This window comes from Pseudomonas sp. MDT1-17 (assembly GCF_054898105.1).
Window position 1 is genome coordinate 5048651 of sequence record NZ_JBUBVM010000001.1, and the last position, 13505, is coordinate 5062155.

Consider the following 13505-nt stretch of genomic DNA (forward strand, 5'->3'; position numbering starts at 1 on the left):
GCGCGAGTCTGAAGTTACCATTTGGGTTATCGGCCGGATCATCGGTTCTCTTGAAGCAAGGGCGCTGCATTTATTTGTGCACAAAAAAGCCCCACCAGATCACTCTGAGTGGGGCTTTCAAATATGTGGTGTCCCAGGGCAGGTTCGAACTGCCAACCTTCCCCTTAGGAGGGGGATGCTCTATCCAATTGAGCTACTGAGACACAGGTCGACCGCGAAGAAAAACGCGGAGCAATGGACGGCGTGCATGTTAACGGGCAGGCCTGCTTTTGTCATGTCGTCCTTTGGGCTTTTTAAGTGTAGGCACATGCCCTGGCGGGGCGTGGCTTTGTTTACCGTGCAAATTGCATCACCTCAAAAAACCCGCATTGCAAAATGCAATGCGGACGCCTCGCACAAATAACTTAATTCGTTGTTTTTAAAGGATTTAATTGGCGTTAGACTCTTGGCATGCGGGCTGCTTTAGCTGTTCTCAAAGAACGACGGAGGCTAGCCTCATGAACAGCGCCCTTTTACTCTCGAACGCGATCGCCCTGGGGATTCTGTTGGGCTTTCATTTTGTCCCCGAGAGCGGCGCTGAGCCAGTTGCCCAACGCATACCTCATTACCTTCAACTGCAAAAAGCGCCCCAATTGGCGGTTACGAGCGATGAGCGCAGTTTTGTCAGCCAAGAGGTGAGCCAGGAGGGCATCCTGCTGCCAGCTCAGTCTTCCGAACGTTTGGTATTTTGAAATCACCCCATCAGGAGCACCGCATGTCCAAATCCGCCGCTGGATTTTTCATCCTCGCGTTACTGAGCGGTATTCTTCATCTGTCAGTGGTTCAGGACGCGGTCGTTACCCTGCCCCTGATTGCCAGCGGCGTATTTGGTGCGCTGTTTGTGCTGGCGCTGATTGCCGGGCGCAAAATCAAGTTCGATCCGGTACTGCGTTAACCCTCAACAGGTTCATCAGATTGGCAACAGTGGTGGATAGATCGTCTGAATTGTCGAGTCGATGGATTTGAGTGCCACTGATTGAATCCTCTGCCGTGAATAACCCATTACGGTGGAGCCTTGCTTCAATTTCAGCAAGACTCTCGCGATCACGGCGCAGCAGTCGTTCTCGCAGGACTTTATCCTTGACCGTCAACAGAACCGGCAACAGCGTCGGATATCGGCTCAGCGCCGCCGCCAGATGGCCGCGCGAACCGTTGACGAGGACATGTCGGCCGTCATTGAGCCATTGATCTATTTCAATCGGAATACCGTATTCCAGGCCATTGGCGTTCCAGCACAGTGCGAAATCGCCCTGAACTCTGTGTCGCTCAAACTCTTCCCGGGAAACGCCGATCGCATCCTCACCCACTGATTCGGCCGACCGCGTGATGAACCGACGCACCACTTCACAATTGAGCGTCTGCAAAGGCTCTCGAGCGGCTTCGATGAGGCTGTCCTTGCCGGACCCAGAAGGCCCCATCAAATAGATCAGCCTGCCATCCATCCTGAAATAGCCTCCCACTGCATGTCTGCCCCTAGTAAATCGGCCATTTGCCACTATCCTGTACAAGTAAGGAACATTGATCAATCCGCACAGCATGCACCTTCAGGCGTCTTCGGACATCACCTGTCGGCCAGGAGGATGCAGTCAGTCAAACGGACCAGAGCAAACTTTCAAACCAGTCCGCATTTCTGATAATTGGTGCTGGCATAACGCCTTTATCCAGTTCAATATTTGTCACAGAATTGACGCCAATGAGTTGGCTACTTTGAGGCATGATGCGAGCCTCTATCAATTCAGGTTGAACATTTGGCCAGACCGCGTGTCCTATCTGACATCCTGCGGCCAATCCCGAGAACCGCTCCCCTGAACTAACCGGTTAAATATATGCGCCCATTGAAACAGGCAATTTATTCCAGCCGCACGGCTGACAAGTTCGTCGTACGTCTGCCAGACGGAATGCGTGAACGCATTGCCGAGGTGGCTCGCAATCATCATCGCAGCATGAACTCCGAAATCATCGCGCGCCTTGAGCAGAGCCTTATTCAGGAAGGCGCGTTGGGCGAAGAATTGAGCATGCGCCTGGACAGCCCGGAACTGTCATTGCACGAACGCGAACTGCTGCAACGCTTCCGCCAACTCTCCCACCGTCAGCAGAACGCTCTTGTTTCGCTGATTGCGCATGATGCCGAAATGGCCGCAGACGCTTCCTGATTCATTCCGAACGCTCAAGCCAGCTTAATCGCTGGCTTTTTTTCGCCTGAAATTCGGGATCGAGTAGGAGGCGGGGTTGCCCCCGCCGTCCTCTCACACCACCGTACATACGGTTCCGTATACGGCGGTTCAGGTTACACGGCTAAGCCGGTTTATCGTATCCAGTATCGAGACCAGCCCGAGTCGGTCCCACAGCTTCTTCGGCAACGCCTGATTCATATGAGGCGCTCCCGAGTTCCACCATGGGCCTCGGCCATTGACTGCCGATTTCCACGCCCGCGCCTCATTAAGTCCCAAGCGTATCAAGTTGCGCGCCCTCGTAGAGGGCCGCTTCCATTGACGCCAGACGACACAACGAAGCTTGTGACGCACCCAGCCGTCCAGTTCCTCAAGTGGCCGTTTGCTTTGGCTCAGCTTGAAGTAGCCCGCCCAACCACGCAGCACGGGGTTTATCCGCTCGATGATATTCGCCATCTTGTGGCCCCGCGCTTTACGTAGCAGCTCTCTGAGTCGGTCGCGCAAGCGACCCAGACTCATCGTCGCCACTCTCAGCTTCGGTTGCTGATGCCAGCTCATCCCGTAACCCAGATAGTCGCAGGCCCAAGACCCCGCAACTCGGCTCTTGTCCCGGTTCAGCGTCAGTTTCAGGCGCTGATTCAGGAAGCGCTCGACACTCCTCATCACTCGTTCGCCAGCACGAGGGCTGCGCACATAGATGTTCGCATCGTCGGCATAACGCACAAAACGATGACCCCGTCGTTCCAGCTCGCGGTCGAGTTCGTTGAGCAGGATGTTCGACAGCAACGGCGAGAGCGGGCCGCCTTGCGGCGCCCCTTCCTGCCGTCGGCTGGCGATACCGCCTGACATCGTTCCCGCTTCGAGGTAACGACGGATCAGCTTGAGCACCCGCTTGTCTTCGATTTGGCGCGCCAGATAAGCCATCAGGATGTCGTGATTAACCCGATCAAAGAACTTCTCAAGATCGAGTTCCACGCACCAGCGATGCCCTGCCGCCACATGGGCACGGGCTTTCTCGATGGCTTGGTGGGCGCTTCTGCCCGGTCGAAAGCCGTAGCTATAGTCCGAGAATAGCGGGTCGAAGATCGGCGTGAGCTGTTGCAGCAATGCCTGTTGGATCAGGCGATCCACAACGCTGGGAATACCCAGCTGCCGGGTGCCGCCTTTGGGTTTGGGGATGTCGACGGCGCGTACACCTTGCGAGTGGTACTCGCCGGCCAGCAACCTCTTCTGGAGGGTCGGCCAATACTGTTTCACATAGTCCGCCAACTGGTCGACCGTCATGCCATCGGCACCCGGCGCGCCCTTGTTGCTGACTACGCGATGATACGCACGTCTGAGGTTGGCGGGTGCAAGCACCCGCGCCATCAGCGTGTCCGGCTCCGCGTTCGTCCACGTCACAGACGCCGTCGATACCTTTGCGCTGTCAGCCGTCATCCTCGGATTCTGTCCGGGACTCGGAGTAACAGTCTTCTCTGGGAGAAATTTCTGCATTTCGGTATTCGACGAGACTCTGACACCTACTGGCGGCATAACCTGTTCGGCCCTTGGTGGCAGGGTTATTTGCCACTTACTACGGCCTCGGCTGACTTCTGCACGCTCATCCCGTCGCCTCTCGACGCTCGGTAGCACAGTGGCAAACGTGCAGATCTCCCAGGATAATTCGCGCGACCTTCCTGCTTATGCCTGTCGGATCTACGTCGTAGCGTTCCGTGCAAGTATTGGGCTTTGACGATTATGGCCGTCTTACCCCGCTACGCCGCCTCATCCGCTTCCTGTTCGTCAGGCCAGCATTTTGCCTCGGGCTTCCTTCAGATTCGCAGTCACCCGCGACACCCTTGCCTCTGGCTAACACTTCCCCTTGCCGGGTGTGTAGAGGACTTTCACCTCCAAGTCACCAGCGTGGCCACCACAGCCAAACTGGTTGCGCTTGCGCGCAACGCGCCATACCTGGCGCACCATAAAAAACCCGCCTGGTTTGGCGGGTTTTTAACGTCAACAAGTCAGAGCAGGAAGATTGTCGCCAGCCCGAGAAAGATGAAAAATCCGCCGCTGTCCGTCATGGCGGTGATCATCACACTGGCGCCCATCGCAGGATCGCGCCCCAGCCGCGCCAGGGTCATGGGTATCAACACTCCCGCCAATGCTGCAAGCAACAGGTTGAGCGTCATGGCGGCCGTCATTACCACTCCAAGCGACCAACTTCCGTACAGCAGATAGGCAACGACGCCGATCACACCACCCCACACCAGGCCGTTGATCAGACCTACCGCCAATTCCTTGCGCATCAGGCGCGAAGTATTGCCGGTGCTGACCTGATCCAGCGCCATTGCACGAACAATCATGGTGATCGTCTGGTTACCCGAGTTGCCACCAATACCGGCCACGATCGGCATCAATGCCGCCAGCGCCACCAGTTTCTCGATGGAGCCTTCGAAAAGACCGATCACCCGGGATGCGATAAATGCAGTGATCAGGTTCACGGCCAGCCAGGCCCAACGGTTACGCAGGGATTTCCAGACTGACGCAAAAATATCTTCTTCTTCGCGCAGACCCGCCATGTTGAGAACTTCGTTTTCGCTCTCTTCACGAATCAGGTCGACCATTTCATCGATGGTCAGACGGCCGATCAACTTGCCGTTCTTGTCGACCACAGGCGCCGAGATCAAGTCGTAACGTTCGAACGCCTGAGCCGCGTCATAGGCGTCTTCGTCCGGGTGAAAACTCACCGGGTCGCTGGCCATGACTTCAGCAACCTGTTTTTCCGGGTCGTTTACCAGCAGTCGCTTGATAGGCAACACGCCCTTGAGGACACCGTCGTAATCGACCACGAACAATTTGTCCGTGTGGCTCGGCAGTTCCTTGAGGCGCCGCAGGTAACGCAAAACCACTTCGAGACTGACGTCCTCACGGATCGTCACCATCTCGAAGTCCATCAGCGCACCGACTTGCTCCTCATCGTAGGACAACGCAGAGCGTACGCGCTCACGCTGCTGACCATCGAGGGTTTCCATCAGCTCGTGGACGACGTCTCGCGGCAGCTCGGAGGCCAGGTCAGCAAGTTCGTCGGCGTCCATGTCCTTGGCGGCGGCCAGGAGCTCGTGATCGTCCATGTCGGCGATCAGCGTTTCACGAACAGAATCGGATACTTCGAGCAGAATGTCGCCGTCGCGATCGGCCTTGACCAACTGCCAGAGCGTCAGACGATCGTCCAGCGGCAAGGCTTCAAGGATGTAGGCGACGTCGGCGGAGTGCAAATCATCGAGCTTGCGTTGCAACTCGACGAGGTTTTGCCGGTGAACCAGGTTCTCGACCCGGTCGTGATGCGGACCTTCCTGGCGATGAGTCAGGTCTTCGACCACCCGCTGACGCTGCAGCAGCTCAACAACTTGAGCGAGGCGGTCTTGCAAGCTTTCCTGCGTTTTCTTTACTTCAACTTCAGACATAGGCGAACTCCACTCCCAGCAGCGGGGCACGCCGGAAGGATCAATCAGTCAATTCATGATTGGAAAAACGGGGTACTAAGTAACTACTGGGTAAGTCCATGGAGGTATTCCACAAGCCCCGGCGGGGCTGACGGGCGCAATGATACACCGCCCGACGGTTTTAAACGTTAAAAAATCGTGGCTGAAACAAGCGCTTGCAAGACAATCCTGAGCGCCGTCCTGATCTACCCACTGCGACGACTCATCCTGAAAAGAAAACACACCACAGCCGAAAAATGTAGCGGCTACCCTTGAGATGGACCGTCATGGAGGACGTTTAATGCCATCGAATGCCCATTATTTTTTATTGATCGCCGTGCTTTGCCCGTCGCCCTGGGCGCTAGCCACGACCGTACACCGCTGCGAAGCGGCCAACGGGCGCATTACCTTCACTACGTTGAGCTGTGCGGCCGGAGACAGCCTTTCGCTTCAGGATGTGCGCACCTTCACGCCAGGCAGCACGACCGCTCTCATGCCGGAAGCCGAGATTCGTGAAACATCAGGCATGAAAATAAAAAGGAGAGATCCGACTGTCGTCGGCCGCACCGAGGACAAATGTGGAAACCTGATCAGCGCCAGGGAACGCCGCGAAGCCATCATCAATCAGCGGGTTGTCGCCGGCATGAGTCAGCAGGACGTCGAGAGCGCCCTTGGCAAGCCAGACAAGATCAGTATTCGCAATTCAGCCACGAGCTACCGCTACGACACCAAGCGAGGTCGTAGCGCACACGTCGAGTTCGATGAGAGAGGATGCACCAAAGGAAAAGCCAAATCCCGGACGGCAAAAAGCCCGCGTTAAACGCGGGCTTTTTGGTGTTTGGTGCACTCGACAGGATTCGAACCTGTGACCGCTCGGTTCGTAGCCGAGTACTCTATCCAGCTGAGCTACGAGTGCATTTGTGTTTTTATACCAGATCACAACTGGTTGAAGCCAAGTCATTCACATTACTGCAAACAACTCTTAAATGGTGCACTCGACAGGATTCGAACCTGTGACCGCTCGGTTCGTAGCCGAGTACTCTATCCAGCTGAGCTACGAGTGCATTTGTTGCCGCGCATTATAGGCCGTTGAATCTTTTTGTAAAGCGCTTTTTTCTAGTAATTTCAACAACTTACCGAAGAAGCCAGATTACAACGTACTACGCAAATAATGGCGGAGAACGGGGGATTCGAACCCCCGACACCCTTTTGAGGTGTACTCCCTTAGCAGGGGAGCGCCTTCGGCCACTCGGCCAGCTCTCCGCAACACGGGGCGTATGTTAACCAGCTTCTTCCCCGTTTGCAAACATAAAAAACGATAAAAATTAATGGCTTGGTTCTTCGTCCTTCTCTTTCTTTATACGCAGGTAAATTTCCTCACGGTGGACAGCAACCTCTTTCGGGGCGTTGACACCGATACGCACTTGATTTCCTTTGACGCCGAGCACGGTCACGGTGATTTCGCCATCACCAATAATCAGGCTTTCTGCGCACCGACGAGTCAGAATCAGCATACCTTTCTCCTCACGCATTTCATTTCAGGGACAACAGTCTGCAAAAAAAAGGCACTCGACCTACAACCGGAGCGATCGCAGCCCTACATGCCTGAGTATTGACTAGCGCGAGCAAAAGAACAGCTTCGGGTCGCACCATTCAAAAAAACAAAGGGCGCGGTCAGACCGCGCCCATCGGCAAACGCATCACTCGCCCTGACGGGCCGGCGCGTCCAGTTCGAAAGCCGTGTGCAGAGCGCGCACAGCCAGTTCCAGATACTTCTCTTCGATCACTACGGAGACTTTGATCTCCGAGGTGGAGATCATCTGGATGTTGATGCTTTCCTTGGCCAGGGACTCGAACATGCGGCTGGCCACGCCTGCGTGGGAACGCATGCCGACACCGACGATCGACACCTTGGCGATCTTGATATCGCCAACGACTTCACGGGCACCGATCTCGCGAGCGGTGTTTTCCAGCACGGTTTGCGCTGCCTGGAAGTCATTGCGGTGCACGGTGAAGGTGAAGTCGGTGGTGTTATCGTGCGCAACGTTCTGCACGATCATATCGACTTCGATGTTCGCGCCGCTGATCGGGCCGAGAATCTTGAATGCAACGCCCGGGGTGTCTGGCACGCCACGGATGGTCAGCTTGGCTTCATCGCGGTTGAAAGCGATGCCGGAAATGATCGGCTGTTCCATGGTTTCCTCTTCATCAATAGTAATGAGGGTGCCCGGACCCTCCTTGAAGCTGTGCAGTACGCGCAGCGGAACGTTGTACTTACCGGCGAATTCCACCGCACGGATCTGCAACACCTTGGAACCGAGGCTGGCCATTTCCAGCATCTCTTCGAAGGTAATCTTGTCCAGGCGCTGAGCCACGGACACCACACGCGGGTCGGTGGTGTAGACGCCGTCGACATCGGTGTAGATCTGGCATTCGTCAGCCTTCAAGGCTGCCGCCAGCGCCACGCCGGTGGTATCGGAACCGCCACGACCGAGGGTGGTGATGTTGCCGTGTTCGTCGACGCCCTGGAAACCGGCGACAACGACCACACGACCGGCCTTCAGGTCACCCCGAATCTTCTGTTCATCAATCTGCAAGATACGCGCTTTATTGTGAGCGCTGTCCGTCAGAATCCGCACCTGACTGCCTGTATAAGACACCGCAGGCACGCCGCGCTTGATCAGCGCCATGGCCAACAGCGCAATCGTCACCTGCTCACCGGTGGAGACGATCACATCCAGCTCACGAGGAACCGGTTGGCCGTCGCCACTGATTTGCTTGGCCAGATCGATCAGACGGTTGGTTTCGCCGCTCATTGCCGACAGCACAACCACCAGGTCATCGCCGGCCTCGCGGAATTTCTTAACCTTGTCGGCGACCTGCTCGATTCTCTCGACAGTGCCGACCGAGGTGCCTCCAAATTTCTGTACGATCAAAGCCATTTCAAAGCCGCCTCTGCCCATGAAGGGCGCCCAAATAATCACTCAAACAGCGTTCCGGCCCGCCACTAGACTGCGAGCCAGACACACTGTCCTTATAAACCCTGCTCTACAAATGGAACAGTCAGGGCCAATGCCGCATCCAGTGCGCCAGCGTCTACACCACCGCCCTGCGCCATGTCTGGACGACCACCGCCCTTCCCGCCCACTGCCGCAGCGGCTTGCTTCATCAAATCACCGGCTTTGAGTTGGCCAGTCAGGTCTTTGGTTACGCCTGCAACCAGAACGACCTTTTCCTCATGGACACTGCCGAGCAGGATCACTGCGCGGCCGAGTTTGTTTTTCAGTTGATCGACCAGCGCCAGCAGCGCCTTGCCGTCCTGACCGTCCAGACGCACGGCCAGCACTTTCACACCTTTGACGTCCAGGGCGGAAGCCGACAGATCGTCGCCCGCCGCGCTGGCAGCCTTGGCCTGCAACTGCTCGAGTTGCTTCTCCAGCAGACGGTTGCGCTCCAGCACAGCAGACAGCTTGTCGATCAGGTTGTCGCGGCTGCCCTTGACCAGGTTGGCCGCTTCCTTGAGTTGTTCTTCAGCAGCGTTCAAGTATGCCAGCGCCGCGGCGCCGGTGACCGCTTCGATACGACGCACGCCGGAGGCCACACCGCCTTCGCTGATGATTTTCAGCAGACCGATGTCGCCGGTACGGCTGGCGTGGATACCACCGCACAGCTCGACGGAGAAGTCGCCGCCCATGCTCAGCACGCGCACATTGTCGCCGTACTTCTCGCCGAACAGCGCCATGGCGCCCTTCTGCTTGGCGGTTTCGATATCGGTTTCTTCGGTTTCAACGGCGGAGTTCTTGCGAATCTCGGCGTTGACGATGTCTTCCAGCGCCTTCAATTGCTCAGGCTTGATGGCTTCGAAGTGGCTGAAGTCGAAGCGCAGGCGCTGACTGTCGACCAACGAGCCTTTCTGCTGAACGTGCTCGCCCAGCACCTGACGCAATGCCGCGTGCAGCAAGTGAGTCGCCGAGTGGTTCAGCGAGGTAGCGTGGCGGACGTCGGCATCGACATGCGTCTCTACCGGCGCGCCGATGGTCAGGCTGCCCGACGCCAGCACACCGTGGTGCAGGAACGCGCCGCCGGTCTTGGTGGTATCGCGTACATCGAAACGGCTGCTACCGACTTGCAGATAACCGCAATCGCCGATCTGGCCGCCGGACTCCGCGTAGAAAGGTGTCTGGTTGAGAACGATCACGCCCTCTTCGCCTTCACTTAATACGTCGACCGAACGGCCGTCTTTATAGATAGCAACAATTTTGGCTGAACCGTTGGTGGCCTTGTAGCCGGTGAACTCGGTTGCCACGTCAACCTTGACCAGCGTGTTGTAGTCCAGGCCGAACGAGCTGGCCGAACGCGCCCGCACACGCTGGGCTTCCATTTCGCGCTCGAAGCCGGCTTCGTCGACCGTCAGGTTGCGTTCGCGAGCGATGTCAGCGGTCAAGTCCATCGGGAAACCGTAGGTGTCGTACAGCTTGAACACCACGTCGCCCGGCACCACGGTGCCTTTAAGTTCCAGCAGATCCTGCTCGAGAATCTTCAGGCCGTGCTCCAGGGTCTTGGAGAACTGCTCTTCTTCGGCCTTGAGCACGCGCTCGATATTGGCCTGTTGCTGCTTGAGTTCCGGGAAGGCTTCGCCCATCTCGGCAACCAGTGCCGCGACGATCTTGTAGAAGAAGCTACCGGTCGCGCCCAGCTTGTTGCCGTGACGGCACGCACGACGAATGATCCGGCGCAGCACGTAGCCACGGCCTTCGTTGGACGGCAGTACGCCGTCGGCAATCAGGAAACCGCACGAACGGATGTGGTCGGAAACGACTTTGAGCGAAGACTGGTCGTCGTTGCTGCAGCCAATCGCCTTGGCCGATGCGCTCAGCAGGTTCTTGAACAGGTCGATTTCATAGTTGGAGTGAACGTGCTGCATCACCGCACTGATCCGCTCCAGGCCCATGCCGGTGTCAACCGACGGTGCGGGCAGCGGATGCAACACGCCATCGGCGGTGCGGTTGAACTGCATGAACACGTTGTTCCAGATCTCGATATAACGGTCGCCATCTTCTTCCGGCGAACCCGGTGGGCCGCCCCAGATGTGGTCGCCGTGATCGTAGAAAATCTCGGTGCAAGGACCGCACGGGCCGGTATCGCCCATGGTCCAGAAGTTGTCGGACGCGTACGGCGCACCTTTGTTGTCGCCGATGCGAATCATGCGCTCGACTGGCACGCCGATCTGTTTGGTCCAGATGTCATAGGCCTCGTCATCCGAGGCATAGACCGTTACCCAGAGTTTTTCCTTGGGCAGTTCCAGGACACCGGTCAGGAAGGTCCAGGCGTAGGTGATCGCGTCGTGCTTGAAATAGTCACCGAAGCTGAAGTTACCCAGCATTTCGAAAAACGTGTGGTGACGAGCGGTATAACCGACGTTTTCCAGGTCGCTGTTCTTGCCACCGGCGCGCACGCATTTCTGGCTGCTGGTCGCACGGGTGTACGCACGTTTTTCCTGGCCCAGGAAGCAGTCCTTGAACTGGTTCATCCCCGCGTTAGTGAACAGCAGGGTTGGGTCGTTGCCCGGAATCAAAGAGCTGGAGGCTACACGGGTGTGGCCTTGCTCTTCGAAGAAGCGAAGGAAGGCTTCACGGATTTCTGCGCTTTTCATTAGGTTCTTCCACGGAGGCTGCGGCCAAAGGCCTGTGCGAAACGTCAACAGACGAAGCGACGGCAAAGGGCCGCATTATATCGGCCCAGCGCGCGGGGTACAGCGTGTTTATACGATAGAAACGGTCAATTGGACCGCTAACGCTATCAGTTGCGCGAAAACTCGACGAATGTCGCGACGACCTGCTCGATTTGAGCGCGGCTGACGTCCATGTGCGTGACCATGCGCAGGCGCCCGGCAGCGCTGAGCTTGACCCCACGTTCGGCGGCAAAGGCCTTGATAGCCTCGGCCTTGTCGCCCATCTGCACGTAAACCATGTTGGTCTGCACCGGCTCGACCTCGTAACCCGCGGCTCGCAAGCCTTCGGCCAGCAATTGGGCATTGGCGTGGTCGTCGGCCAGACGCTGAACGTTGTTATCCAGCGCGTACAAACCTGCCGCCGCCAGAATTCCGGCCTGGCGCATGCCGCCGCCGACCATCTTGCGCAGACGCCGCGCCTTGCCGATCAACTCGGCCGAACCACACAGCACCGAACCAATCGGCGCGCCCAGGCCCTTGGACAGGCAGACCGAGACGGAATCGAAATACTGAGTGATCTCTCGGGCATCGACACCCAGCTTGACCGCCGCGTTGTACAGCCGCGCGCCGTCAAGGTGCAGCGCCAGCCCGTGCTCACGGGTGAAACTGCGGGCCCGGGCCAGATACTCCAGCGGCAGGACTTTGCCTTGCATGGTGTTTTCCAGCGCCAGCAAACGGGTGCGGGCGAAGTGGAAGTCATCCGGTTTGATCGCGGCCGCGACTTGGGCCAGGTCCAGCGAACCATCCGCCTGCACTTCCAGTGGCTGCGGCTGGATCGAACCGAGCACCGCTGCACCACCGCCTTCGTACTTATACGTGTGTGCCTGCTGGCCGACGATGTACTCGTCACCGCGTTCGCAGTGGGCCATCAAGCCCAGCAGATTGCTCATGGTGCCCGTCGGGACAAACAGCGCCGCCGCAAACCCCAACTGATTTGCAAGCTCGGCTTCGAGACGATTGACCGTCGGATCTTCACCATAAACGTCATCACCGATGGCTGCTGCGGCCATCGCGTCGAGCATCCCTGCGGTCGGTTGGGTGACGGTGTCGCTGCGAAGATCGATAACGCTCATGAATCTGGCCTCGGTAAGCAGGGGAAATCCCTTTCAGTAGGGAATTACTGCGGTCACGCCGACGAATAATCAACCCTTGAGTAGGAAATGGCTTGTTGATCCGACGAAAAAGTCGATAGCAATCATCAGATAGCAGCGATGCACAGGTGAGAAATATGTGTTAAAAACGCTTCGCCGCCAAACAATCTGGTGGCAAAACGTTCTCAGGGCGGGGCGCAACTCCCCACCGGCGGTAATTGCGCGCAATGCGCATAGCCCGCGAGCGCTTGGCGGCAGGCACGGCAATGGCTGTGATGGCGGCAAGGTCAGCAGACCCGGTGTGATCCCGGGGCCGACGGTCATAGTCCGGATGAAGAGAGAACGGGATTGGCGCCAAAGGGCCGTCCGCAGGCATTCGTGCGAGCGTGCGTACCCTTAAATCCCATTCGATTCATATGCCCTGTTTTTTACCTAAACAGGAGTCAGAACATGCAACCCACCGCAATCGATAGCAAAAGCAAAAACCATCAGGGCGAGCGCGTTGCGTTCATCCAGGCCTGCTGGCACAAAGAAATCGTCGATCAGAGCCGTAAGGGCTTTGTGGCCGAAATGATTGCTCAGGGTTATCAGGAGTCGGAGATCGACTTCTTCGAAGTCGGCGGCGCTTTTGAAATTCCGCTGCACGCCAAGCTGCTGGCCAAGTCCGGTCGTTATGCCGGCATCGTCGCGGCGGGTCTGGTGGTCGACGGCGGTATCTACCGCCACGAATTCGTCGCCCAGTCGGTGATCAGCGGCCTGATGCAGGTCCAGCTGGAAACCGAAGTGCCGGTGTTCTCAGTGGTTTTGACCCCGCACCACTTCCATGCGGGTGAAGAACATCAGAAGTTCTTCTTCGAGCATTTCGTGCATAAAGGCCAGGAAGCGGCGAAGACGTGCGCGGATACGCTGCACAAGATGCGTGCATTGCGTCGTAGCGAGCCTCGTGCGGTAGCCGTCTAAACTCAAAACCTGTGATTCGGGTGGGGTCTTTGGCTTCACTCAAATCAAA

The 13505-nt window shown here is 57.3% G+C and carries 12 protein-coding genes, 4 tRNA genes and 1 riboswitch; of the genes, 5 read left to right on the forward strand and 11 right to left on the reverse strand.

The window, feature by feature from the left end:
• Nucleotides 1-126: 126 nt before the first annotated feature.
• A tRNA-Arg gene (locus tag ACYZTX_RS23395) sits at nt 127-203 on the reverse strand.
• A gap of 294 nt (nt 204-497) precedes the next feature.
• Here ACYZTX_RS23395 and ACYZTX_RS23400 point away from each other — a divergent pair.
• Together ACYZTX_RS23400 and ACYZTX_RS23405 are read left to right on the forward strand one after the other, a co-directional pair.
• Nucleotides 498-731 (forward strand): hypothetical protein, encoded by a 234-nt coding sequence (locus ACYZTX_RS23400; RefSeq protein ID WP_462036041.1) that lies wholly within the window; start codon nt 498-500, stop codon nt 729-731.
• Between the two features lie 23 nt (nt 732-754).
• On the forward strand, nt 755-934 hold the full coding sequence (locus ACYZTX_RS23405; RefSeq protein WP_462036042.1) for a PA3371 family protein: 180 nt from the start codon (nt 755-757) through the stop codon (nt 932-934).
• Here the strand turns inward: ACYZTX_RS23405 and phnN are convergent.
• Nucleotides 909-1481, reverse strand: a complete 573-nt coding sequence (gene phnN / locus ACYZTX_RS23410) for a phosphonate metabolism protein/1,5-bisphosphokinase (PRPP-forming) PhnN (RefSeq protein ID WP_462036043.1) — start codon at nt 1479-1481, stop codon at nt 909-911. The two genes, ACYZTX_RS23405 and phnN, sit on opposite strands and share 26 nt — an antisense overlap.
• A 384-nt stretch (nt 1482-1865) precedes the next feature.
• Here phnN and ACYZTX_RS23415 point away from each other — a divergent pair, with 384 nt between their 5' ends.
• Complete coding sequence (locus ACYZTX_RS23415) at nt 1866-2192, forward strand: Arc family DNA-binding protein (RefSeq protein ID WP_003178899.1); 327 nt, start codon at nt 1866-1868, stop codon at nt 2190-2192.
• A gap of 129 nt (nt 2193-2321) precedes the next feature.
• On the opposite strand, the gene ltrA is transcribed toward ACYZTX_RS23415, so the two are convergent.
• On the reverse strand, nt 2322-3743 hold the full coding sequence (ltrA, locus tag ACYZTX_RS23420) for a group II intron reverse transcriptase/maturase (protein ID WP_462036044.1): 1422 nt from the start codon (nt 3741-3743) through the stop codon (nt 2322-2324).
• 470 nt (nt 3744-4213) lie between these two features.
• Entirely contained in the window at nt 4214-5656 is a 1443-nt protein-coding gene (gene mgtE, locus ACYZTX_RS23425; protein WP_462036045.1) for a magnesium transporter, read from the reverse strand.
• 319 nt (nt 5657-5975) lie between these two features.
• On the opposite strand from mgtE, the gene ACYZTX_RS23430 reads away from it, so the two are divergent.
• On the forward strand, nt 5976-6494 hold the full coding sequence (locus ACYZTX_RS23430) for a cell envelope protein SmpA (RefSeq protein WP_462036046.1): 519 nt from the start codon (nt 5976-5978) through the stop codon (nt 6492-6494).
• A gap of 19 nt (nt 6495-6513) precedes the next feature.
• Here ACYZTX_RS23430 and ACYZTX_RS23435 read toward each other — a convergent pair.
• The 7 genes from ACYZTX_RS23435 to ltaE all read right to left on the reverse strand — a co-directional run bounded on the left by ACYZTX_RS23435 (nt 6514) and on the right by ltaE (nt 12478).
• Nucleotides 6514-6590 (reverse strand) — tRNA-Arg (locus ACYZTX_RS23435).
• Nucleotides 6591-6661: 71 nt separating this feature from the next.
• Nucleotides 6662-6738, reverse strand: a tRNA-Arg gene (locus tag ACYZTX_RS23440).
• Between the two features lie 108 nt (nt 6739-6846).
• Nucleotides 6847-6937, reverse strand: a tRNA-Ser gene (locus tag ACYZTX_RS23445).
• A gap of 62 nt (nt 6938-6999) precedes the next feature.
• Nucleotides 7000-7188, reverse strand: a complete 189-nt coding sequence (gene csrA, locus ACYZTX_RS23450; RefSeq protein ID WP_002554426.1) for a carbon storage regulator CsrA — start codon at nt 7186-7188, stop codon at nt 7000-7002.
• Nucleotides 7189-7374: 186 nt separating this feature from the next.
• On the reverse strand, nt 7375-8616 hold the full coding sequence (locus tag ACYZTX_RS23455; protein ID WP_461977798.1) for an aspartate kinase: 1242 nt from the start codon (nt 8614-8616) through the stop codon (nt 7375-7377).
• 92 nt (nt 8617-8708) lie between these two features.
• The gene (gene alaS, locus ACYZTX_RS23460; RefSeq protein ID WP_462036047.1) at nt 8709-11327 is read right to left on the reverse strand and encodes an alanine--tRNA ligase; all 2619 of its coding nucleotides are present in this window, start codon (nt 11325-11327) and stop codon (nt 8709-8711) included.
• A 146-nt stretch (nt 11328-11473) separates the two neighbouring features.
• A complete protein-coding gene (gene ltaE, locus ACYZTX_RS23465) occupies nt 11474-12478 on the reverse strand; it encodes a low-specificity L-threonine aldolase (RefSeq protein WP_462036048.1) in 1005 nt (334 codons plus the stop codon).
• A 195-nt stretch (nt 12479-12673) separates the two neighbouring features.
• Nucleotides 12674-12844, forward strand: a riboswitch (FMN riboswitch).
• A gap of 102 nt (nt 12845-12946) precedes the next feature.
• Between ltaE and ACYZTX_RS23470 the strand changes: the two genes are divergently transcribed.
• Entirely contained in the window at nt 12947-13456 is a 510-nt protein-coding gene (locus ACYZTX_RS23470; RefSeq protein WP_007943897.1) for a 6,7-dimethyl-8-ribityllumazine synthase, read from the forward strand.
• The last annotated feature ends 49 nt before the right edge of the window (nt 13457-13505 follow it).